Raw genomic sequence first — 21,039 nt, forward strand, 5'->3', positions numbered from 1 at the left:
TTTCCGCACCCCTAGGCTTTAAACACGCGACCCGGGTCCACCCGCATCACCTTCTGAATGGCAAAAGTAGCCGAGCCCAGACACATCAATACCGTAATTCCCAGGACCCCTGTGGCTGAGACTGGGGTAATCCAGATCAAAATGCCCTGACTGGCTTGGGTCCAAACCCCTAGCCCCCAACAGAGGGCGACACCAGGTATATAGCCCAAGATCGCCATCCAGAGCGCCTGTTCTACGATGACCCCATAGATATCCCAGTCGGATGCCCCAATCGCCTTTAGGGTGGCAAACTCCTTCAGGTGCTCCGACACCGAGGTGTAGAGAATCTGAGCCACGATCACCATCCCCACCATGACCCCGACTACAGCGCCTAAGCTCAAGACGAAGCCGACTCCGGTGCGATCGCGCCAATAGGCTTGGGTGTCCTCTATGAGTTCTGCCCGGGTAAACGCTCGGGTCCCAGGTATAGCCTGTTCCAACCGCTGTTTTAAGGCTGACAGATCCTGGCCCGGGGCCGCCTCCACCAGGAGATAGGCAACGGGAGTATCGGCAGCTAGCTCCTGCGGTGGCGGCGGTGCCGCAGCGGTGGTCTGATCTCGCTGATAGGTATTGACACAATTGAGCCCCCCTGCTTCAAATTGGCAAGTCAGCTCAGAGGAATATCCCTCAGTGGTGTAAGCGCTGGCATTGGCCAAGGAGGCAAAGACAAATTTGCTTGACACCATCGATTGGGTATCCTCGGTAAATCCCACCACTCGTACCGGTAGGGAGCGAATTCGAGCACTATCGCCCACAGATTCGATGCCAAAGCTACGCCGATTCACCCGATCGATGATAGCCGTGTAAGGCTGTTTCAGCGCCTGCAGGCCCTCTGACGTTACCATCCCTGGCCGAAATAAGCTGCCGTCGGGATCGAAGCCAAAAATACGCAAGGTGGTGAGTTCATTGCCGGGGGAAAACCAGCGGCCAGAGCCAATCAGCAGGGGTTCCACCTGCGCTGTTCCATCCACCTGACGAGCCTGACGGATCAGCAAATAGGGAAATGGTTCGGTCAGCTCAAAGTTGACCCAATTATCGGAGGCAACCCAGACATCGGCCTGGGACTGCTGAATTAGCAGGGTGGTGGAGCGAGTAAACCCCTTCAAGACCCCAGTTTGAATCGTCACCAAACTGACCGCAAACAAAATCCCTGCCTGGGCCACCAAAAACCGCGGCAGATCCTTCAATAAATTTTTACGGGCCAAGGAAATCATGCCGCTGAACTAGAGGAAAGGGGACAGTGAATCTGCTGCAGGACAGACAGGCCTTCCAGTAGGGTCCGTTGCTCACTAATGTGAGGTAATTTCACCTGGGCATCGTCGGCCTGCCCAGGGGCCAAGCGTTGTCGTCGCAACTGGCGAAAACTTCCCGGTGACAGCAGGTTGAGCTGTGGCGGACGGATGTCGTGGGCCTGTCGCTTCAAGCCATAAGAAGGGTTAGCCCGTTGTAATTGCCGGTCAAACTCAACCAGCCAGGTCTCTAGGTTGATCTGACTCATTCCAGTCGGTCCAGGTGCCGACAGCTCCATATTCAATACATAGTAGGGAGCCAAAATATCGGATGACAGAGTGAGGCAAAAGTCTTCCACAGCTAAGGCATGCTGACGTTGCAAAGCAGCCATCACCTGAATCACATGCTCTTCAGTGGTTTTCTCAGAGATGGCCGATAGGGTACCACCGCGACGATAGCGGAAGGTGATCAGGGGCACGCCCTGTTGCCAGCCTACCACCTCGACAATATCGCCAATGTCATAGCGATAGAAGCCTGAATAATTGGTGACTAGAAGCCGATATTGCTCTCCTAGAGTGAGTTCATGGGGGAGTAGGACCGTCTTGCTAGCGGTGTCATCGACGGGAATGAATTCGAAAAAGTTACTCTCAATGGCCAGTAAGGCCCCGTCTGTATCGAAATCGCAACAGCCACCGAAGACCGCCTCCGACGCGGAGTAGGTGCCGCCAAAGACCGGGCAATCGCCGAAGTACTCAGGAAAGCGCTCCAGGTAAAAATCCGAGGGGCCACCCCGGGCTGTGGCCACAAAGGCCAGGTGGGGCCAGGCATGGCGAGGTAATAGGCGGCCTTCTGCCTGCAGACTCTCCCGGAGCTGGGCGGCTCGGTCTGGGGCCGGTGACAATTGCCGCCCTAGATGACGGCGATAGCCGGGGTCGATGGGGAGACGAGGGCTGAGTTGTCCCCGAGCTAGATCGTCGAGTAGGGACTCGGCCTCCGTCTCGAGATAATGGCAGAGCCGCAGGGCCACGGCCGGAAAGATGGCGGCAATGATGCTCAGTCGAGGCTCAGCCAAGGCAAATAAGAGGCTGATGTAGGTGCGGCTAAAGCTATCGGCTAGCTGCAGGGTCTGGAAGGGTTGGGCGAATATCTGTCGGTGGAGTAACGGCGAGCTGGTGCGCAGTTGGTGGCTACTGATGTGGCCGTAGGGAATGCCGCCAGCGGTATGGCCCAGAGGGGTCGCCGCTGCCGTGAATAGCAGCTTATGTAGCTGTAGCTGCCGCCGCTGCGCCGCCGCGAAGCCGAATCCCATGGTGACCTGATTGGCATAGACTCGATGTCGATGCGATCGCACCGTCACAGGCACCAGCTTCTGCCGGCCAGTGGAGCCACTGCTGACGTTGATATACACTACTGGGTCCGGCGAGACCACATTGGTTTCGCCAGCGGCTGTACGCTCGAAATACTCAGCATAATCAGCGTAGGTGCCAATGGGCAGCCGTTGACGAAACTGCTCTAGGGTAGTCACGCTGGATAATCCCAGGGCCTGGCCCAGGGCTGTATCCTGATGAGTTGTCAGCAATCGCTGCAGAAACCGCTCTTGAATCGAGGCGGCTCGAGGGAGCTTGGCCAGAAAACGGCGTTGTCGCCAACGAGCTGCCATCGCAATTCCAGAGAGGAGGGGAGAGACCATAAGGAACTACCGCTATCGAGGGCCCAGAGTTTGCGACTGAGGCCTGGAGCACAAGGCTGATCTAGAGCAACCCAGCACTCCACACCTGAAGTTGGTGTGATCCAGATACTTCTACAGATTTCTTTACATCCGTAGATTCTCCAGAATAATAGATATTGTGCCGCTCAGGTAATCGAGGTCATGGTCGATCGGCCAAGGCTTTCCTCCTCTGTCGAGGCACCATCCATAGCCCTGGGCCGCTACCATAAGAGCTCTCACAGTCATGGGAAGATCCGTTATGCTCGCTGTTATTTGCTTTGTTGCCGCCTTTGCCCTGGCCAGTCTAGTAGAGTACTGGCTGCATCGGCTCATGCATGTATCGGCCCGCATCGGTGAGCGCCACCGCGATCACCATCGCCGTAACGAGGGCCAAGGAGTGCTATGGGAGTTTCGCGATTACGTTCAGGGTAGTCTGGTGGTAATGGTGATTCCCTTTTTCTTTTCCCTCGAGGCTGGACTGGGCTGGGCTAGTGGCGCCGTGGCCTACGCAGCCTTTTCCGCCTATGCCCATCAGCTCCAACACGAAAACCCCCGCAAGTGTTTCTGGATGAAGATGCCGGTCCACTATGTACACCACAAATATGGCATGTGGCACCACAACTTTGGCCTAGCCGTGGATTGGTGGGACCATATTTTCCGGACCTATAAACCGGTGGAATGGCCTGCCGCCGATGACTTGAACCAACCGGAGCGCTCCCGCTGGGCCCTGCGCTGGTGGTAATGGCCCTTGGTAGCGACTCAGGGGTCTGTCGCACCCACCCGGTTCATGCCAAATAGGGACGCAACTGTCGTCGCGTCCCCACCTTGGAATCAGAGGATTAGGATTAATCTTGACTCGTAATCTTGACTCGTCTGGCTAGCTAGCAGCAGAGCGACTGCGGTCATAGGTGGCCCAGAAGCTGGGGTGCACCTTACCCTGGATATGGTTCCAGTATTGGCTGACATCAGCGGTCAGACCGATTTCATGAGCCAACCGACCCAGCATGGATTGCTGCCGCCGCTTCACGGCGCGGTGATGATTTAGCATCGCCAGGCGGGCCCGGTCTTCTGCTTTGCTCAAGAAGGGTACAGGAGTCGCTTGCACGGCCGTGCTCACGGGAACCTGAGCCGGAGCCGGAGCCGCTGGTTCAGCGGATTGACCGACCCGATAGGCGGCACCGCGGTAAACCAGGTCTAGGGTAGGTTGTTGAACCGCTGCCTTCTTGACAGAGCGGAAACGAATGTCGACGCCCCGATACTTACCAATTTCATTGGTGTCTTTCACATCCACAGCGGGTGGATTGTAATCGTAAGAAACGCCGCGATAGGTGAGTTTCATGTTATCGCCTCCAGAAAGATCAATTAACGGCATTGATCCTATAGATATGAGGCGCGTTCCTTCGGGGGGATCAACCCCTACTTCCGTCCCTCTAGGCTCAACCAGGATCCAATCTTTCGAGCTAGTCTTTCGAGCTAGAGAGATGAACGATTTACTTTCCTTCTGTATAATACACTACGGTTTTTCGGTCTGACAAGGGCTATGTCAGGGATTCATGAAAATAAATCGGCTATTTTAGGGCCGCCGTGGTGCCTCGGGATGCCCAATTGCCTCCATTGAGGGGCATGGTCAGGGTAAGGCAATATCGCTATGATTTGGCTAGATATGTCGGCCAGCGCCCCGGTCCCGATCAGATTCTGAGTAGTGGTTGGGGGATGGACAATAGGCGCTAGCGAGAGAAACGACCTGTTGTGGTTGGGGGCTGGTCTGCTATGTCCATTCCATCAGGACAGTGCCATGGTGGCCTTTGATGTTCGCCGGTATCGCTATCACGTCTTGGGGATAGGGGGTGCGATCGCATCCTTACTAATCAGTCAAACCCCCACCTCAGCCATACCAGTGCGAGTCAATCGCTGGCTGCAGGTGCGACAAGTTACTGGCAACGTCACTTATCTAGAGCGACGTCAAAGCCAACCGGCACGAGTAGGCCAGCGACTCACGGCCATTGGTGACGGCCTTCGCACCACCTCTAACTCCACGGCCCAACTGGAAGTTGACACCGGCATTGGCTTTATTGATGTGTTTGAGCGCACCGAACTGCGCATTCGGGCCCTGAGTGTGGCCCCTGACAATGGCCGCATCACTCACCTCACCCTAGAGCAGGGGCAAATTCGAGTGCGCACCCGCTCCTTCACCCATGAGGGCTCAGAACTTGAAATCGAAACCCCAGCTGGGGTCAGTGGTGTGCGGGGGACTGAGTTTGGCCTCGGGGTACAACCCACCGGCCAAACCGGCACGGCCACCCAGGCAGGGGCCGTGGCAACCACTGCCCAGGACCAAACCGTGATGGTGCCAGGGGGCTTTCAAAACCTAATGGTGCCAGGGTCGCCACCGACAGCACCAGTGCCCTTGCGCAACGATACCAGCTTGGTGGTGCGGCGCAACTTCTTGATCGAGGGCAATGTCCGCTATGTGCAGCTGGTGGGGCAAGTCGATCCCGTCAACATTGTGTTGGTTGATGGGGAACAACAGACCGTCAGCGCGGTCGGAGAATTTCGTCTCACCCGCCCCGCCGCCACTCGTACAGCCTTGCAGATTCAAGTGATTACGCCCCTGGGACGGCAGCAGATCCATGAGGTCAGATTACTGGCGCCTGATACCTAAAGCACTGCTGCAACAGCAAGATATGTGGAGAACTCAGCTACGAAAACCAGGGAGTTTCTGAGGCAATACCAGAGGTTTTCGGTAAGGCCAAAATCCCTGGCCGCCGCCTATGACCCGCCCAATGCCAAAGGGTTAGGATATACCCATCTGATTGACGATGCCAAGCGGGATGCCAACATTGCGGCGCGGTTGGAGCGACGGGTAGCTCAGGCATATGTCCCACTCAGTGTGAGCGCTGCCTGTAGTGCACTCACCCGGCTGAGAGCCTGAGTTTGGGATGAGCCTGTCTTGGTCATCTCTGCCTAGAACGGTATGACTGCTGCCTCAGTGGCAAGCGCCCCCGGATGGATTTGATTCATTTAGAGTTAGGGTAAACCGCAAGTCCTAATCTAAATTCTCTCCCTAAAGAGTGCTGTCGCTGCCGATCAAGACTGCCCAGTTAACCAGGCTACTATCCGGACTAGTGGCAGCATCAGGGGTATTGATATTAGTGACTACAGGGGGACTGCAGCCCTTTACTCACCTCGAGTACCGGCTGCGGTTTCAGCTGCGGGGAGCCACGGCTTGGGACGATCGCATCAGCCTGATTGCCATCGATGAGGCCAGCCTAGCTGAGCTTGGGGCGTTTCCCTGGCCCCGCAGCCACTATGCCGAGCTATTAGGGCGGCTACAGGCTGCGCCCCCGAGTGTGATTACCTTTAATCTGCTGTTTACCGACAGCGCCCCAGGGGATGGGCAGTTAGCTGCAGCCATGGCTCAGCATCAAGCCATCATCCTAGCGACAGCTTGGGACCAGGACGGTCAGCCTCTGGATCCTGTGTTTCCCTTAGCCGGGGCAGCTATGGGCAGTGGTCATATTTATCAGCCGCAAGCGCCCGATAGCCTGGTGCGCACCATTCTCCCCCAAATTCAGGGGCAGCCAGCCCTGGGTATTGCCACGGCCGAAGCCCTCTCGCTCACCGAGAGCATCGTAGCTCTCCCCCCTTTGGATCGTCCCCTACCGGTCAATTGGCCGGGGCCAGTGGATACTCTCTCGACGGTGTCTTTCGTTGATGTGCTGAAGGGTCGGGTCGAGGCGAGTCGCTTTCATGGCCAGATTGTACTCATCGGCGCTACGGCCACGGGCCTGGATCAACTATCAACGCCTTTTGATATCAATCCTCCAGCCAGCGGCGTGCACCTCCATGGGGCGGTTCTGGACAATATTCTGCAACAACGATGGTTGCAGCACCTGCAGGCCCCCTGGTGGCTGCTGCTTTGTCTCGGCCCCCTGCTGGGGCTAGGGCTAGGGCGGCCATGGCGACAGCAGCGGGTACTGCTGGGGGCGGGTACCTTGGCCTGGATCCTACTGGCCCGGGTACTCATGACCCATGGATGGTGGATTACGGTAGTCGAGCCGGTGCTACTGCTGGGCCTGACTGCCGTGACCTGTGGCATTAGCCAGGAGCTACGAGACGATCGCCGCATTCGACAGTATGTGGCATCGCTTTGGCACACCCATGCTCCGGCCCTATTGCTGTCCCCCCAGGAGTCTCGAGCCCCATCGATAGCAGATTCGGCTAGTATTGAGCAGTTGGTGACCTTGGCAGACCAGCTGGGGCGATCCCAGGCCACCCAAGCGGCCATTGCTCGTAGCTTGCCCATGGGATTGCTGGCGGCGAATATCGACGGCACTGTATGGTTCTGCAATCCCTTGGCTAGCGCTTGGTTAGGGGTGACGACTGGGGAGACCGTCGCTTCTCGCCTAAAAACTTGGTTGACGGCGGCCCAGTGGCAGGCAGTTCGGCAGGGAGAGGACATTTCCCCCCAGGAGATCCAGGACGGTGACCGTTGGTTTGCCCTGTACCTAGAGCCGTTGAGAATGGATGATAGCGCTTCGGCGGCGGGCCCCATGGGATTTGTGTTGCTGTTGGATGATATCTCCTATCGCAAGCAGATGGAACTGGACCTGCGCACCCTCAACTATACCCTCGAGGAGCAGGTGCAGCAGCGAACCCGGCAGCTGGAGTCTTTAAATCGAGACTTGCGGCGGGAGGTCAATGAGCGCCAGCGCATTCAAGATCGCCTGGTCTATGAGGCTCACCACGATAGCCTGACCCAATTACCGAATCGCCGCTTGTTTCTCTGGCACCTGCAGCAACGAATCGTCGCTGGTGGTCAGGAGTTTGCCGTACTCTTCCTGGATTGCGATCGCTTTAAACTGGTCAATGATACCTTTGGCCACTGGATGGGGGATGAACTGCTCAAGGCAGTGGCTGCCGTGCTCTTAGGCTCTGTGCGGCCAACGGATAACGATGGCTCAGTTGCAGCTACTACAACAACTAGGCTGCCAATTTGGTCAAGGTTATTTATTTACTCGTCCTCTGGCGGCTGAAGAGCTATCACAACTTTTACAACGCCAGCAGAATTGCTAGCCAGATAGCACCCTCGGGCTAGAGTGTGGTTTTACAACAGTCTTAACCTGTTTTTGCCAATTTTAGACAAGCGCAAGTAAGGGCGATAATATAGAGTGCAGCAAGGCCAAATAAAAAGGCTTTAGCTGAAGCTTCAAGCCCACGGATTTAGGGGCCGAATACAACCTATCGTATTCAGCGCAAGGTAGAGATAACAATGGCAGACCAAACATTTTGGTTTTATGGTATCACTTTCTTTGGAATAATTCTGATACGGTATTTCCTGATAGCAGGGGGAACCTATTTATTCCTATACTCATCATTTGGTCAGCATTGCACCAATCGCAAGTGGCAGTATTGTGTTCCATCTTGGCAATCAATTCGGCAAGATATCTTACTCTCGGTATTCTCGGCGGGAGTATTCGCTATGGCAGCGGCATTTATCCTATTTGAATATCGTTTGGGGATGACCCGCTTATACAGTCATCCTCAGGCTCATGGACTGTGGTATTTAGGAGTGAGTTACGGTCTCACACTGCTGCTCCAGGATGCTTATTTCTATTTCACTCACCGATTATTTCATCATCCCATCCTCTTTCCTTGGTTTCACCAAGGACATCACCGAGCCCGTTACCATAACCCCTGGACATCATTTGCTTTTGATCCCCTTGAGGCGATCGTCCAAGCTCTTTTTCTAGTCGGAATCATCTTTACGATTCCAATTCATTTTATTACCTTGATTGCAGTACTCGCCACCATGACAATATGGGCAGTAGTCAATCATCTTGGGCTCAATTATTTGCCCACGTCATTCCCTCACCATTGGCTAGGTAAATGGGTTATTGGTCCTGTCCATCATTCTATTCATCATCGTAACTATAAAGTGCATTATGGCCTATATTTCACGTTCTGGGATAAACTCCTGAAAACTCAGGATCCCGACTACGAGAAGCAACTCGAGACCCATCTAGTACATGAAGTCAAGTGAATTAGGCGGAGTTGGCAGGCTAGAGGGCACATGCAGGATCCTCGGCTGGATTGGGGGATTGGTATACACAGGAACTTCCCTGGCATCAGCGATAGCGTTCGCGGGCATAGTCATATTCCACATAGCGTTTCAGTTGCTGGGCCATGCGCCGCAACCCTTTCCGCTCGTCCTGCCGAATGAAGGGGAGAAACAGACGGGACAGGGGGCCTGAGAGGCGCTCTTGGTGACTATACTTGGTGCGTTGAGGGCCAATATCCTGCAGTTGAAAGACATGCTCGCTGCGAAGCCCTGGAATTTTAGCGACCCAGCGTAGGCAACGTTGGGGCTGTAGGTGGGTGACTAAGGGGTTGAGGACTGTTTTTTCGTCTCTCTCTAGCCGCCTGAGGGCCAAGTTAACGGTGTGTCCCTGCCGAAATGGGCGATCGGGAGCCTGATCGAATAGGAAGGTATTCCAGCGATACCAGTCTTCCTTGTGAACTAGAGCCTGCCAAACGGCAGCGCGGGGAGCGTCGATTTCGATGTCGGTATGAAGGCCAGGCATTTAGGTGCAGTCCGAACAAAATGACTCACTATCTTCGCCCAAACTTTAAGCAGCTCTGCCAGTGTGAGAGGATAATGGCTTTAATCTTTCCTGGTCATCTGGCTAATCCGCTGGCATCAGAGTAGGCAATGGCCCTCCTGTTCTAGTGTGCCAGTTTTTTCTACTGACAAGCGAATCCTATGGTACGAATCACCCCGAGTTCTAGTTTTAGCCTGTCGTTACAGCTGAGTATCCCTAATCAGACGGGCATGCTAGCTAAGGTTGTCCATGCCATTGCCGAGGCGGGTGGCAACTTGGGCAATGTGGAGTTAATCAGCCGGACTCGTCAGGTGTTGGTGCGGACTCTGACGGTGAATGCGGCCAGCACCGAACATGCCGAAGAGATCGTGCAGGCAGTGCGGGCTTTGCCGGAGATCGAGGTGCTTGCGGTGTCGGATCGCACCTTCTCCCTGCATGAGGGTGGCAAGATTCATATCAAAAGTCGGCTACCGCTCCATAGCCAGGAAGATTTGGCTATGGCCTACACTCCTGGGGTGGGACGCATCTGCATGGAAATTTCCCAGCGGCCAGAGCGGGTGTATGACCTGACGATTAAGGGGAATACGGTGGCCATTGTCACCGATGGTAGTGCCGTCTTGGGGTTAGGGAACTTGGGACCGGCGGGGGCGTTGCCGGTGATGGAGGGCAAGGCCATGTTGTTTAAGGAATTTGCCGACATTGATGCCTTTCCCATCTGCCTGGATACTCAGGACCCGGATGAGATCGTGGAGACGGTGAAGCACATGGCACCAGTCTTTGGTGGTATCAACCTAGAAGATATCAGTGCGCCCCGCTGTTTTGAGATCGAGGCGCGGCTGCGACAGGAGCTGGATATCCCAGTGTTCCATGATGATCAACATGGCACTGCCATCGTTACCTTGGCGGCCTTGATTAATGCCCTGACACTAGTGGGTAAGTCCCTAGAGACCATCAAGATTGTGATTAATGGGGCTGGGGCAGCGGGGGTGGCCATTGCCCAGCTCCTGCAAAAGGCCGGGACTACCCAGGTGATCCTGTGTGATTCGCGGGGCATTATTTCATGCGATCGCATCGATCTCACCCCTCAAAAACGGGCCCTAGCCGTTGAAACCCCTGGCCCCCTGGCGGAGGCCATGGTCGGAGCCGATGTCTTCCTCGGGGTGAGCGTGCCGGGGGTGGTCGGTGTGGAGATGGTGCAATCCATGGCCCCAGCGCCCATTGTCTTTGCCATGGCCAATCCCATTCCCGAAATTCAACCGGAGCTAGTCAGCGAGTATGTGGCAGTCATGGCCACTGGTCGCAGTGACTACGCCAATCAGATCAATAATGTGTTGGCCTTTCCCGGCGTTCTACGGGGAGCCCTCGACTGTCGCGCCCAAGCTCTCACCGCCACCATGTACCTAGAGGCCGCCCAAGCGATTGCCTCCCTGGTCCATCCTCAGGAGCTCTCTCCCGAGCACATCATCCCATCGGTATTTGATCAGCGGGTGGCTGCTACCGTAGCCTCTGCCGTGAAACATGCCGCTCGTGTCGATGGGGTGGCCAAGCGATAGGCGAGCAAACGCTACTGTCGCTACTGCAGGAGATCAATCACGGGAAGACAGATGCAGTCTACCTCTAGATGCTGCTCCCCCCTTAGAGGACATTTGAAAACTCGGCTGAAAGCCCTGCCGGGTAAGCGTTTTAGAGCGTATGGCTCTGTTGGCCAGAATCCAGTCTGGAGTAAGGTTGCAGGGTACTTTCCAAATATCCTCTTAGGTAGAACCTCCCGGCTTTCCCTGCAGAGACGCTTCGGGAGTGTGGCACACTGACAATGTAGTGTGCAGAGGCAGGTGTCTTCGTGTTAGACGAACAGGCCAAAAAAAACCTATTGCGGAAGATTCCCCACGGGCTCTACATCTGCGGTGTCCGCAACGGCGATGAGATGAATGGCTTCACCGCCAGCTGGGTGATGCAGGGCTCCTTCCAGCCGCCATTGGTGGTGAACTGTGTCAAAAATGACTCCATTTCTCATGCTCTGCTCAAGGCCAGTGGTGGCTTTGCGTTGAGTTTTCTGGAAGCGGGTCAGAAAGACTTAGCCAAAAACTTCTTCAAACCCCTGCGGCGAGTGGGCAACAAGTTTGAGCACATCGAGTTCTACGAGGCTCCCGAGACTGGTTGCCCCGTGATCAAAGACACCTTGGGCTATGTGGAATGCCGAGTCGTTGGCGCTGTCGAGCATGGTGACCATACTGTCTTTGTCGGTGAAGTGGTTGGGGCTGCCATCCACCGCGAGGGCGACCCCTTGCTCCTAGAAAACACTGGCTGGAATTACGGCGGATAGCATTCAAAGACAATAACTATGCCATTAATCAAAGTTCAAACCTCTATCGAGGCCCCAGACAAATCCCAGGTGGAATCCTTACTAAAAGACCTATCCTCCAGTCTTTCCCAGCACCTGGGTAAACCCGAGTCTTATATCATGACTGCCTTCGAGGCCGAGGTGCCTATGACCTTTGCCGGCACCACCGACCCTGTCTGCTACATCGAGATCAAGAGCGTCGGCACCATGGGGGCTAAGACAGAAGCCATGAGTCAAGCCTTCTGCAGCCAGATCGAAGATTCCTTAGGGGTACCTAAAAACCGCACCTACATTGAATTTGCCGATGCGGCTGGCGCCATGTGGGGCTGGAACGGCACCACCTTCGGCTAAGTGCGATCGCAATCTCCCTTCCATTGATGCCTAAAAGGGCACATCGTCATCGGGGTCTGTCGGAAACGAGTCCTCATGCTGGGGCAGCTCAGGGCCAGTAGAACCGTTGCCGGCTGCTAGGTCAGTCAGATCATCATCGAGGTTTACGATCTGGCCATTGAAGAACTGGGCGAAGCTCTTGACGGCTCGGTCGAGATCCGAATCTAACGGCCAGGGGTCAGCCCCTGCGGGAGAAGAATCGGCCTGGCCCGGGGCATCTTCAGGAACGGCGTTGGTTGGTGACTGTGGCGGCTCTGCCTGGGCTGGTGGCGGTGCTGAGGAAGGCGGCGGTGCTGGCGAGGAGGGTGGTGCCGGTGCCGGGGAAGCCGCTTCCGCATCCGGTAGCACCTCTAGAGATACCTCAACCGGCCGTTGTAGCACCTGCTTAAAGGCGGCTTCTACATTGGATAGACGGCCCTGGGCCATCTTAAACAATGGTTTAGAACTAATGCCGATGCGGGCGGTGTGACCATCACAGGCTAGAAGCTTACCCTGCTGTCGCATCAGAGTCCGAGTGCCAAAGGGCTGCAACACCGCGATGATCTGTTGCCACAGGGAGTCCAAATCATGGACAGGCGCTTCAGAGGCTGAAGCATCCGAGGGTGGGCCGGGCTGAGATGGCGTAGCCTCTGGGGAAGGTGTCGCCCTTGGTGGCGCCGGAGGCGGTCCAGCGGGCCGGGGTGGTGATGGCGCTGGTGGCTTAGGGCTGGTGGGTTGTATCGCAGAGGCTGCCGCTGGGGTGGGACTGGCAGCGCTTGCCGATGACGGTAACAACCCCATAAGCGTCACTTCTAGCCAAAGCCGCGGTTGGCTGCTGTGCTTCACCTGGGCTTCGGCGGTGCGCAGGTGGTGCTGACTGGCCAGCACCGTCGATAACTCTAGGCCTTGCACCAGGGTCTGCATCTCGCCCCAGGTAGCCGCCGTTACTGCCACTAAATCCTGGCGCTGGGCCGCCGTCTTGGCGATGAGCAAATCCCGATAAAACCCGGCCAGACTCTGGAGCACGATCAGGGGTTCTCGCCCCCGATCCATGAGTTTGCGGGCCTGGTCTAGCACGGTGCTGGCCTGGTTTTGGCTGATGGCTTCAACCAGGGTAAGCAGGTCGCGCTCTGGGACTGCCCCCACTAGATCCCACACCTGCTCCACAGTAATGGGAGGCTCTAACAAACTGAGTTGATCCAAGAGACTCTCGGCATCCCGCAAGCCTCCCTGGGCAATTTGGGCCACTAAGCGCACCGCCTCTGGCCCAATCTCAATGGTCTCCTGGGTGGCGATGGTGCTGAGGTGGGTCACCATGTCTTCCAGGGGAATGCGCCGGAAGTCGAAGCGCTGACAGCGGGAAATGATGGTAGGCAGCACCCGTTGCGGGTCGGTAGTCGCCAGCACAAATACCACCTGCGGTGGCGGTTCCTCCAATGTCTTCAGCAGGGCATTGAAGGCCGCGGTGCTAAGCATGTGACAATTGTGAACCAACAAGCCGTTGGCCACAAAGTTGTGATTCGCGTCTACCTCAATATCGTAAACTCGTTCAACCCCAGCGGGGCGTACAGATACGACCGTCTCCGAATTTGTACACCATTGAGGGGATTGCGTATTGACGTAAGTCCGACAGCCATTGTCTAGCGGCGTTTGCTCCGATAGAGACGTAGAAATATTGTCTGCCGCTACTCGCTCTGATGTAGGAGCAGCATTTGGCCACGTATCCCATGCGGGTAAGCCAATCTGCGATGAGTTGGTTCTCTTCGGCAGAGTAGCCTTCTGTATGGAACTGTATTTGAGGACTTCCTTGCGGGCTGAGGCTAAGGGAACCGTCATCCATATACCACCACGCAAGTCCCTCTTGGGAAATTTTTGATAGCCATTGTTCAGAGACCAGCTTTTGGCCGCCGTTAGGCTTGACCTGACTGAATACGGAACTGAGTTCAGGATGACAAGCTGTTGAGCAGCACACTGAGACGGAACCGTATCCGTCATTTTTGGTAGTTCTGAGCTTGGGCTGTAGGGATGCGAGTCGAGAAGCTTTATATTCTGACCATTCTTTCTGCAATTGCCCGTGGGTCCAAGCCAGTCGAGGAAAGCGTTGGTGTCCTCTAGCGTAGGGACGAAGTCGCCCATCGGTGCCGAATTTGTAGATGACAGTTCCGCATCCACAGGCACAGGCGATAGTATCTTGGCACCTTTTTTTATGTCTTTGGCTGCTACCCATCCAATGTCTGTTCTAATCAGGTGATTTCCAGTACATCTGATCTTACGATGGGATGTTTGGATTTCCAAGATTTCTCGTTCCCCCTGATCAAGCCAGCGCAGGATCGGCCTAAACTCCCACTGGCCAGACGCTTCGTTGTAGCTGAGCGCTTGTTTCCCTTTCAGGGTAGGATCATCAATTCTGATGAACCCATCTTTGGTATAGACCTGGGTATCCCCGGTTAGGCACTCATCAATGACGTAAACCTTGTAGCGACACTGGACTGGGGCGAATTGGGCCCGTTCGATCAGCTCACGGATGTTGTCGACGCCGGTGTTGCTGGCAGCGTCAATTTCAACGATGTCCAGGGCGGACCCGGTGGCGATGGCCTGACAGACGTCGCAGCTGCCACAGGGGGTTGGATGGGGTTGCTGCTGGGTTAGACAATTGAGAGACTTAGCCAAGATCCGGGCACTGGAGGTTTTCCCTGTGCCTCGGGGGCCGCAAAATAGATAGGCTGGAGCAATGCGCTGCTGTTGCAGGGCATTGGCTAGGGTAGTTGCGATCGCAGCTTGACCCACCAACTGGCCGAAGGTCTGCGGTCGGTATTTATGGTGCAGCGGTTCGTAGGCCATAGGTACTACGATAACGTCTCTCCTGAGGGATCACGCCGGCTCCCTAGTCCATCTTCCGTCTTTACCGCAATGACTATGACTATTGCTGCAATCGATCGAATCTACACCGATGGTGCCTGCTCCGGAAACCCTGGTCCCGGGGGATGGGGCGTCGTAATTTACTATGGCGATGGTCAGGTCGATGAACTCGGCGAAGGGGAGCCCCAGACCACCAACAATCGTATGGAACTGCAAGCCGCCATCGCCGCCCTAGAGAGGCTCATCGCCAGCGGCCAAACCACCCCTGTCTCCCTCTACACCGACAGCGAATATGTCAAAAAGGGAATCACCCAATGGGTAACGGGTTGGAAGCGCCGTGACTGGAAAACCTCTGCCGGCAAACCCGTGCTCAATCAAGATCTTTGGCAGCAGCTAGACCACTTACATCAGCAGGTGACCCGACGGTTAACCCTGGAATGGATCTATGTCCGTGGCCATAGTGGTGATGCAGGCAACGACCGCTGCGATGCCATCGCCCGCGGGTTTGCCCAGGGTCAACCCCCACCGCTGAGCCAACGGCAGCCATCGCTAAACCCAACCTCACCTCAGCCAGAGACAACTGCGACGAAGCCAATTGAATCCACTTTTACTGTAAATACTCAAAATTTCGTTGCATCTCCATCAAATTCCCATTACGATATGGAAAATGTCCATCCTGAAACCAATATGGCTGATTCAGGTGCCCCTCCTGCAACGGACACATTAGACAATCTTCCTCGGGAAGTGCGGGTCAACCAGCTCCGCAACATGCTAGAGACCCTGCACGCTGCCGACGAAATTGCTAAGCAAGGATACCTCATCACTAGCTCTGAGCTAGCCGACTTGATGGATGTGAATGCTAGCGCAGTTACGAGTCGCGGTGAGTATTGGGCTTGGCGCAATTGGACAGTATCACGGGTGCGGCGAGAAGGTAATCAGATTCTCTGGCAGTTAGAGCGTATTGATTAAGGCATTGACCAAGGCAGCTCTCCTACCATCCCGAAGGCGTGTATCATTTTATTAACTAGCGACCGATGGCCTGCCTCTGACTATGGTAGGTCATGAGCTGTTGCCAGGAGATCTACCGCGTTTCCAGCGCTCGAGTCTACAGGTGAGATAGTCAGGTGTCGGTTCTAGTTGGGCGAGTGCTGGTCTAGCCCAGAGTGTAGTGCGGCTGGCTGAGGCCGGTAGGCGGTGATGTCGAAATGATTTCCCCCGAATCATTCCCCGGGTTGGGACGTGGATCGAGGCTATACGAGACCGCCGTGCAACATCTGCACAGGCTCATTTTATCCAGACTCGCTTTGCATAGCGATAAGCCTCAGCCGATAAAGTCAGGGCTAAACCTAATAGAATTTCCCTGAAGCGAGTGATTTAGCAATGCAAAGTGGGAAAGCTCTGAAGTATACTCTGCACAATTAAGTCATGCGCTCCCTGTTCACTTATCCCACATTTTCGGCAATGCCGACCGATGGCTTAGCGACATCCCTTTTGCATTTACAGGATGAAGCCAGCTTGCCAGCTGTGCTACAGAGCATAGGACTGAGCGAACCTCGTCCGGTGCTCGTGCTTGTGGGAGGAGCGAGTAAACTATCGCCAGCAGATTTTCGTCGGGTTGAGGGGCTATTTACTCAAGTCCTGGCCCCTCTAGCAGAAGCCTTACAGTTGGTGGTGGTCGACGGCGGCACCGATGCCGGTATCATGCATTTAATTGGCAAAGCCCGCAGCCAGCACCATTTTCATTTTCCCTTGGTGGGAGTGGCCCCTGAAGGCTTGGTACATTTACCCCACCATCGCGTGCTGGCAGCCGATGGGGCTGCCCTAGAGCCCAATCATACCCATTGCTTTTTAGTGCCGGGGGATCAGTGGGGAGATGAGTCGTCATGGATTGCCCGGGTAGCAACTGCCATCGCTGCTGATCTGCCCTCGGTCACCGTCTTAATCAACGGGGGTGAGGTGACTTGGCAGGATGCTGCCAATAGTGTGGTGCAGCAGCGCCCTGTCATCGTGATCCGGGGCAGCGGTCGCACGGCCGATGCCATCGCCCAGGTACTAAAAGGGGGACCGGCATCTGATGATCGGGTGCACTCGCTAGTGGAATCAGGCTTACTCAGAGCCATTGACCTCGATACAGACCCGGCTCAGCTCGAACAGATTCTGCGTCGCCTACTGACCACTGTTCCTAGCCCCAGCACGCCACAGCGTTAGCCCTAGGCTAATCGGGCGAATACGCGTCTTTAACCAAATAAAAAAATAAAGGGCCATAGCCAGGCGATTCCATAGCTATGGCCGACTTTTAAGGCAACGGCACGGACTCAGGGCCGTGCCATGAGCGTGGCGCTAAAGTTTATTCGCCTTCGCCACCTTCGCCGCCTTCACCGCCTTCGGCCGGGGCTGCATCTTCAGCCGGGGCCGCGTCTTCAGCCGGGGCTGCATCTTCAGCCGGGGCTGCATCTTCAGTGGTTGGGGCAGTGTCTTCCTCAACAGCGTCATCCGTTGGGGCCCCCCCACAAGCTGCCAAGGTCGCGTACTCAAGCCTAGGGCCAGCAGAATCGCAGTAGGTTTCCAGCTCATACTACACACCTCCATGTCAGAATGAAATCACGGCTACCGAATCAAACATTCACCGCTACAGATGCACTATAGAGGCGAATCCTTTGGATCGAACATCACATCGATAGAATTTTCCAAAAGTGATTGGCAGCGAATGGCGTAAATCCATCAGTCACGCTTATTAACCGAACTTTAACCTGAGTGGGCTGGGCAGGGTCTGAGCAACTAGAAATAGCCATTTCAGCCATTTTGGCCTGGATTTTGCCGATGGGGCGAGGCATTTAGAATTTTTTCCCAGCCATGGGTGATGGAATTGTCATCGTAGGCGATTGCTGAGGTCATTTTCGACCTGGGGCTGGCTCGGATGGCCCCCATCCAGATCGTCATCCTTCATAATGGGAAGCATCAGGCTGTTTTTCTGATTGTCATGGGCTATCCCATTGCTGTTTTCCCCGATCGCATCACGGCTGAAGCCGCCTACTCGTCTCTGGAAAAAGCTGACGTGCCGATGGCGGCGGTCTCCATGTTGGGTCGGGGATATCAAAGTGCCGATGAGTATGGTCTGATTGATCCGGCCGAGGCCGCTTGGAAGCAGATTCGCTTGATGATGTTGTGGCTGGTTCCCTTTGGCTTCGTGGCTGGGTTTTCCTTCAACGCCATTACTGGCCTGGATACGTTTCCCTGGGCTGGCAACCTGGGCAATCAACTCCTGGGTGGACTCCTGGGGGCGGGCTCTGGAGCCCTGGGAGCATTCTTCGTGGGGGGCGGGGTTGGTCTCAGCGTTGGCAGTGGTGATGCTATTTCCTACCGTAATCGCCTCAATGCCGGTAAGTATCTGCTGATTGTTGAGGGCCAAGAGGGGCTTATCGGTCAAGCCAGTCGTTTGCTGCGTCAACACCGGCCGGAAAATATACAGGGCTATACCGAGCAGCGGGTGAGGCCATCCTCCTCATGAGTCCTCTTGTGGGCCTTGGGTATGTCACGGATAAGCGATTGATCATTGAGATGGCCATGGGGGGCGATAACATCGCCAAAAACTCCGAGTCTAGAAACGGAGCATGGTAGTGCAGGGGCACGCCAGTCGGCGGACGGTGTCCGCTTGTTAGCCCTTTGATCAGCACTTTATTTTCACGCGAATCCCTGATTAAGTTTGGCGTCTCGGCTCTAGGCTGACAATAATGGCAGTAGACGTCAGCAATTCTGGAGGGATGGCTCAACTACAGGCCTTGATATTTGACGTAGACGGCACCTTGGCGGAAACGGAGCGGGATGGCCATCGGGTGGCCTTTAACCAGGCCTTTGCCGAGGCGGGGCTGAATTGGCAGTGGTCGGTGGGCCTCTACGGCAGCCTATTGCAGGTAGCGGGGGGCAAGGAGCGGATTCGCTATTTTATCCGGCGCTATTTGCCTCAGTTTCAGCCCCAGGAGGAGTTAGAGGCCCTGGTCGCTCGCTTGCATCGGGCCAAGAATAAGCATTTCAAGGCGATTTTGCAGAGCGGTGCGATTCCGCTGCGGCCAGGGGTGCAGCGGTTGATTGCTGAAGCTCGTGCCCAGGGGTGCGCCTTGCGATCGCAACCACCAGTGCCCTAGAGAACGCCATGGCCTTGCTAGAGGCTACCCTAGGCCCCGAGTCCCCCGCCTGGTTTGAGGTGATCGCCGCCGGGGACATGGTATCGGCCAAGAAACCGGCCCCCGATATTTACCAACTAGTGCTAGATAAGCTGGCCCTGCCCCCCCCAGCCTGCCTGGCCATTGAAGACAGTCAGCAAGGGCTAATGGCAGCCACCGCCGCCGGGCTCACCACCCTGGTCACACCGTCAACGACTACACCCGCAACCAGCCCTTGCCGGCGGCTCGGCTGGTGGTGAATCACCTGGGGGATCCGACTCATCCCTTCCAGGTCCTGTCTGGCCAGGGGTATCACACCTACTATGTCAGCCTAGAATTGGCCCAGTCCCTATTGCTTTAGTCAGAATCCCATGCCTCTCTCCGCTAGTCTCTGGCAGGCCAACCAAGACCTAAGCCAAGCCTGCTTGCACCATCCCTTCGTCCAGGGTATTGGTGATGGCAGCCTGCCCCTGCCCCAGTTTGCCTATTATGTGGGCCAGGATGCCTTTTTCTTAGAGGCCTTTGCCCGGGCCTACAGCATTGCCGCCGCCAAGGCCCCAGATTGGCCGGGCTTTCAGACCTGCCACCATCTGGCGGCAGGGGTATTGCAGGAATTGAATCTGCACCAAGGCTATGCCGCCGAGTGGGGCATCGATACCCACCGGGTCAGCCCCGGGACCGCCACCCGCCAATATACTGACTTTCTCCTGGCCACGGCCTGGGGGCAGCCGGTGGGGGTAACGGCGGTGGCCATGGCCCCCTGTATGCGGCTCTATGCCTTTCTGGGCCAGACCCTGGCCGCCGAGGGCATGCCGGAGCACCGCTACAGCGACTGGATTCGCACTTACAGCAGCGATGAGTTTGAGCCCCTGGCCCAACAGCTGGAGCACCTGATCGACGCCTACAGCCAGGACACGCCGCTGGTCCGCTCTAGCTACCGCTATGCCATGGTCTGTGAACAGGCTTTCTTCCAGGCGGCCTGGGAGACGCCGCCAGAGGCTACTGGGTCAACGCCCGAATAAAGCTAGAGAGTTCCGACAGCAGGCGGCGGCGGGGGCGGGCCCGAGTGGTTTCTGAGCCCTCGCCTGCAGCGGCGTCATCGGCCCCACTGAGTAGGCGATCTAGGGCTTCGCCGCTGGGTTTCTGGGGCCGCTCCGCCAGCAACTCGTACTGGTTTGCGGCCGTCTCCTGCCATACTTGCCAGGGTTCCGGATAGCAGCGCAGCAGCACCACGTCCTGTTGCGATCGCAAATAGTAGCTAGACTCCAGGGTATTCAAGAAGCGCTGCCGCAGCTGCCGCCCAGCATAGCCGATGCCGATGGTAGCCACATCTTCTAGCTTCGGGTTCAGCAGCACCACAAAGCTACCCGCGGCCTCATTACACAGGGCCTCGACCGTTCCCACCTCCACCGAGGAAGGTTCCACCACCAGAATCACCGCTTCTTCACTGGTGCCTTGCCCCTTGACCTCCCCCAGGCCACGAATAGTGAAGTCAGGATTGTCCCAATCGCGCTTGGCCAGGGCCGCTGCTCCGGCATCGGGAAAGAGCACCTTGAAGGATAACCCCATCTGCCGAAACACCGGGTAAAACTGCTGGGCCACAGGCATGATCTTCAATTCGGGGATGACGATCTCCACCAGAATGCGCGGCACCCCATTACTAATGGCCGCGGCGGTGGCCTCGCGGGCCTGTGCGATCGCATCCTCTAAACTGCGGGGAACTCCAGCCAT

The 21,039-nt window shown here is 56.1% G+C and carries 19 protein-coding genes, 1 pseudogene and 1 riboswitch; of the genes and pseudogenes, 13 read left to right on the forward strand and 7 right to left on the reverse strand.

Annotated features, from left to right (window positions below):
• Positions 1-11: 11 nt before the first annotated feature.
• Together XM38_RS11130 and XM38_RS11135 are read right to left on the reverse strand one after the other, a co-directional pair.
• Positions 12-1,253 carry an FtsX-like permease family protein gene (locus XM38_RS11130; protein ID WP_088429844.1) on the reverse strand — a complete coding sequence of 414 codons (1,242 nt, stop codon included), beginning with the start codon at positions 1,251-1,253 and terminating at the stop codon, positions 12-14.
• Complete coding sequence (locus tag XM38_RS11135) at positions 1,250-2,929, reverse strand: GH3 auxin-responsive promoter family protein (protein WP_187329368.1); 1,680 nt, start codon at positions 2,927-2,929, stop codon at positions 1,250-1,252. Before XM38_RS11135 ends, XM38_RS11130 begins: the two co-directional genes overlap by 4 nt.
• A 307-nt stretch (positions 2,930-3,236) precedes the next feature.
• Between XM38_RS11135 and XM38_RS11140 the strand changes: the two genes are divergently transcribed.
• Positions 3,237-3,719, forward strand: a complete 483-nt coding sequence (locus XM38_RS11140; protein WP_088429846.1) for a sterol desaturase family protein — start codon at positions 3,237-3,239, stop codon at positions 3,717-3,719.
• A 135-nt stretch (positions 3,720-3,854) separates the two neighbouring features.
• Here the strand turns inward: XM38_RS11140 and XM38_RS11145 are convergent, their stop codons facing one another.
• Positions 3,855-4,316, reverse strand: coding sequence for a glutamine synthetase inactivation factor IF7A (locus XM38_RS11145; protein WP_080812714.1), 462 nt, complete (start codon positions 4,314-4,316; stop codon positions 3,855-3,857).
• Between the two features lie 50 nt (positions 4,317-4,366).
• Positions 4,367-4,467: riboswitch (Glutamine riboswitch) on the reverse strand.
• 305 nt (positions 4,468-4,772) lie between these two features.
• Here XM38_RS11145 and XM38_RS11150 point away from each other — a divergent pair.
• The 4 genes from XM38_RS11150 to XM38_RS11165 all read left to right on the forward strand — a co-directional run bounded on the left by XM38_RS11150 (position 4,773) and on the right by XM38_RS11165 (position 9,020).
• A complete protein-coding gene (locus tag XM38_RS11150; protein ID WP_080812716.1) occupies positions 4,773-5,639 on the forward strand; it encodes a FecR family protein in 867 nt (288 codons plus the stop codon).
• A 24-nt stretch (positions 5,640-5,663) separates the two neighbouring features.
• Complete coding sequence (locus XM38_RS11155) at positions 5,664-5,909, forward strand: hypothetical protein (RefSeq protein WP_137455081.1); 246 nt, start codon at positions 5,664-5,666, stop codon at positions 5,907-5,909.
• Between the two features lie 220 nt (positions 5,910-6,129).
• Positions 6,130-8,013 carry a sensor domain-containing diguanylate cyclase gene (locus tag XM38_RS11160; RefSeq protein WP_187329369.1) on the forward strand — a complete coding sequence of 628 codons (1,884 nt, stop codon included), beginning with the start codon at positions 6,130-6,132 and terminating at the stop codon, positions 8,011-8,013.
• A 446-nt stretch (positions 8,014-8,459) separates the two neighbouring features.
• Positions 8,460-9,020, forward strand: a complete 561-nt coding sequence (locus XM38_RS11165; protein ID WP_256995590.1) for a sterol desaturase family protein — start codon at positions 8,460-8,462, stop codon at positions 9,018-9,020.
• 85 nt (positions 9,021-9,105) lie between these two features.
• On the opposite strand, the gene XM38_RS11170 is transcribed toward XM38_RS11165, so the two are convergent.
• The gene (locus XM38_RS11170) at positions 9,106-9,561 is read right to left on the reverse strand and encodes an SRPBCC domain-containing protein (RefSeq protein ID WP_080812721.1); all 456 of its coding nucleotides are present in this window, start codon (positions 9,559-9,561) and stop codon (positions 9,106-9,108) included.
• Between the two features lie 179 nt (positions 9,562-9,740).
• On the opposite strand from XM38_RS11170, the gene XM38_RS11175 reads away from it, so the two are divergent.
• The 3 genes from XM38_RS11175 (at position 9,741) to XM38_RS11185 (ending at position 12,271) form a co-directional block, all read left to right on the forward strand.
• A complete protein-coding gene (locus XM38_RS11175) occupies positions 9,741-11,132 on the forward strand; it encodes an NAD-dependent malic enzyme (RefSeq protein ID WP_080812723.1) in 1,392 nt (463 codons plus the stop codon).
• A gap of 287 nt (positions 11,133-11,419) precedes the next feature.
• Complete coding sequence (locus XM38_RS11180) at positions 11,420-11,902, forward strand: flavin reductase family protein (protein ID WP_080812725.1); 483 nt, start codon at positions 11,420-11,422, stop codon at positions 11,900-11,902.
• Positions 11,903-11,920: 18 nt separating this feature from the next.
• Positions 11,921-12,271 carry a phenylpyruvate tautomerase MIF-related protein gene (locus XM38_RS11185; protein WP_080812727.1) on the forward strand — a complete coding sequence of 117 codons (351 nt, stop codon included), beginning with the start codon at positions 11,921-11,923 and terminating at the stop codon, positions 12,269-12,271.
• Between the two features lie 30 nt (positions 12,272-12,301).
• Here the strand turns inward: XM38_RS11185 and dnaX are convergent, their stop codons facing one another.
• A complete protein-coding gene (gene dnaX / locus XM38_RS26965; RefSeq protein ID WP_088429850.1) occupies positions 12,302-15,130 on the reverse strand; it encodes a DNA polymerase III subunit gamma/tau in 2,829 nt (942 codons plus the stop codon).
• 75 nt (positions 15,131-15,205) lie between these two features.
• Here dnaX and rnhA point away from each other — a divergent pair, with 75 nt between their 5' ends.
• Together rnhA and XM38_RS11200 are read left to right on the forward strand one after the other, a co-directional pair.
• Complete coding sequence (gene rnhA / locus XM38_RS11195) at positions 15,206-16,117, forward strand: ribonuclease HI (protein WP_088429852.1); 912 nt, start codon at positions 15,206-15,208, stop codon at positions 16,115-16,117.
• A 456-nt stretch (positions 16,118-16,573) separates the two neighbouring features.
• Positions 16,574-17,356, forward strand: coding sequence for a hypothetical protein (locus XM38_RS11200; RefSeq protein ID WP_187329370.1), 783 nt, complete (start codon positions 16,574-16,576; stop codon positions 17,354-17,356).
• Positions 17,357-17,495: 139 nt separating this feature from the next.
• Here XM38_RS11200 and XM38_RS25935 read toward each other — a convergent pair whose 3' ends face one another.
• Positions 17,496-17,669 (reverse strand): hypothetical protein, encoded by a 174-nt coding sequence (locus XM38_RS25935; RefSeq protein ID WP_187329371.1) that lies wholly within the window; start codon positions 17,667-17,669, stop codon positions 17,496-17,498.
• A 459-nt stretch (positions 17,670-18,128) separates the two neighbouring features.
• On the opposite strand from XM38_RS25935, the gene XM38_RS11205 reads away from it, so the two are divergent.
• The 3 genes and pseudogenes from XM38_RS11205 (at position 18,129) to XM38_RS11215 (ending at position 20,330) form a co-directional block, all read left to right on the forward strand.
• Positions 18,129-18,656 carry a hypothetical protein gene (locus XM38_RS11205; RefSeq protein WP_088431641.1) on the forward strand — a complete coding sequence of 176 codons (528 nt, stop codon included), beginning with the start codon at positions 18,129-18,131 and terminating at the stop codon, positions 18,654-18,656.
• A gap of 253 nt (positions 18,657-18,909) precedes the next feature.
• Positions 18,910-19,669, forward strand: a pseudogene (locus tag XM38_RS28910) (HAD family hydrolase).
• A 10-nt stretch (positions 19,670-19,679) separates the two neighbouring features.
• Positions 19,680-20,330: a TenA family protein gene (locus XM38_RS11215; protein WP_080812737.1), complete on the forward strand. Its 651-nt coding sequence runs from the start codon at positions 19,680-19,682 to the stop codon at positions 20,328-20,330.
• Here XM38_RS11215 and XM38_RS11220 read toward each other — a convergent pair.
• The gene (locus XM38_RS11220) at positions 20,308-21,039 is read right to left on the reverse strand and encodes a DUF1995 family protein (protein WP_080812739.1); all 732 of its coding nucleotides are present in this window, start codon (positions 21,037-21,039) and stop codon (positions 20,308-20,310) included. The genes XM38_RS11215 and XM38_RS11220 overlap by 23 nt on opposite strands.

Origin of the sequence: Halomicronema hongdechloris C2206, from assembly GCF_002075285.3 — a bacterium.
GTDB lineage: Bacteria > Cyanobacteriota > Cyanobacteriia > Phormidesmidales > Phormidesmidaceae > Halomicronema_B > Halomicronema_B hongdechloris.

What these genes read in the sequence shown, in the direction of transcription:
- XM38_RS11130 (WP_088429844.1), bottom strand. Translation starts at nt 1,253, where the DNA reads ATGATTTCCTTGGCCCGTAAAAATTTATTGAAGGATCTGCCGCGGTTT.
- XM38_RS11135 (WP_187329368.1), bottom strand. Translation starts at nt 2,929, where the DNA reads ATGGCAGCTCGTTGGCGACAACGCCGTTTTCTGGCCAAGCTCCCTCGA.
- XM38_RS11140 (WP_088429846.1), top strand. Translation starts at nt 3,237, where the DNA reads ATGCTCGCTGTTATTTGCTTTGTTGCCGCCTTTGCCCTGGCCAGTCTA.
- XM38_RS11145 (WP_080812714.1), bottom strand. Translation starts at nt 4,316, where the DNA reads ATGAAACTCACCTATCGCGGCGTTTCTTACGATTACAATCCACCCGCT.
- XM38_RS11150 (WP_080812716.1), top strand. Translation starts at nt 4,773, where the DNA reads ATGGTGGCCTTTGATGTTCGCCGGTATCGCTATCACGTCTTGGGGATA.
- XM38_RS11165 (WP_256995590.1), top strand. Translation starts at nt 8,460, where the DNA reads ATGGCAGCGGCATTTATCCTATTTGAATATCGTTTGGGGATGACCCGC.
- XM38_RS11170 (WP_080812721.1), bottom strand. Translation starts at nt 9,561, where the DNA reads ATGCCTGGCCTTCATACCGACATCGAAATCGACGCTCCCCGCGCTGCC.
- XM38_RS11175 (WP_080812723.1), top strand. Translation starts at nt 9,741, where the DNA reads ATGGTACGAATCACCCCGAGTTCTAGTTTTAGCCTGTCGTTACAGCTG.
- XM38_RS11185 (WP_080812727.1), top strand. Translation starts at nt 11,921, where the DNA reads ATGCCATTAATCAAAGTTCAAACCTCTATCGAGGCCCCAGACAAATCC.
- dnaX (WP_088429850.1), bottom strand. Translation starts at nt 15,130, where the DNA reads ATGGCCTACGAACCGCTGCACCATAAATACCGACCGCAGACCTTCGGC.
- rnhA (WP_088429852.1), top strand. Translation starts at nt 15,206, where the DNA reads ATGACTATTGCTGCAATCGATCGAATCTACACCGATGGTGCCTGCTCC.
- XM38_RS11200 (WP_187329370.1), top strand. Translation starts at nt 16,574, where the DNA reads ATGCGCTCCCTGTTCACTTATCCCACATTTTCGGCAATGCCGACCGAT.
- XM38_RS11205 (WP_088431641.1), top strand. Translation starts at nt 18,129, where the DNA reads ATGGGCTATCCCATTGCTGTTTTCCCCGATCGCATCACGGCTGAAGCC.
- XM38_RS11215 (WP_080812737.1), top strand. Translation starts at nt 19,680, where the DNA reads ATGCCTCTCTCCGCTAGTCTCTGGCAGGCCAACCAAGACCTAAGCCAA.
- XM38_RS11220 (WP_080812739.1), bottom strand. Translation starts at nt 21,039, where the DNA reads ATGGCTGGAGTTCCCCGCAGTTTAGAGGATGCGATCGCACAGGCCCGC.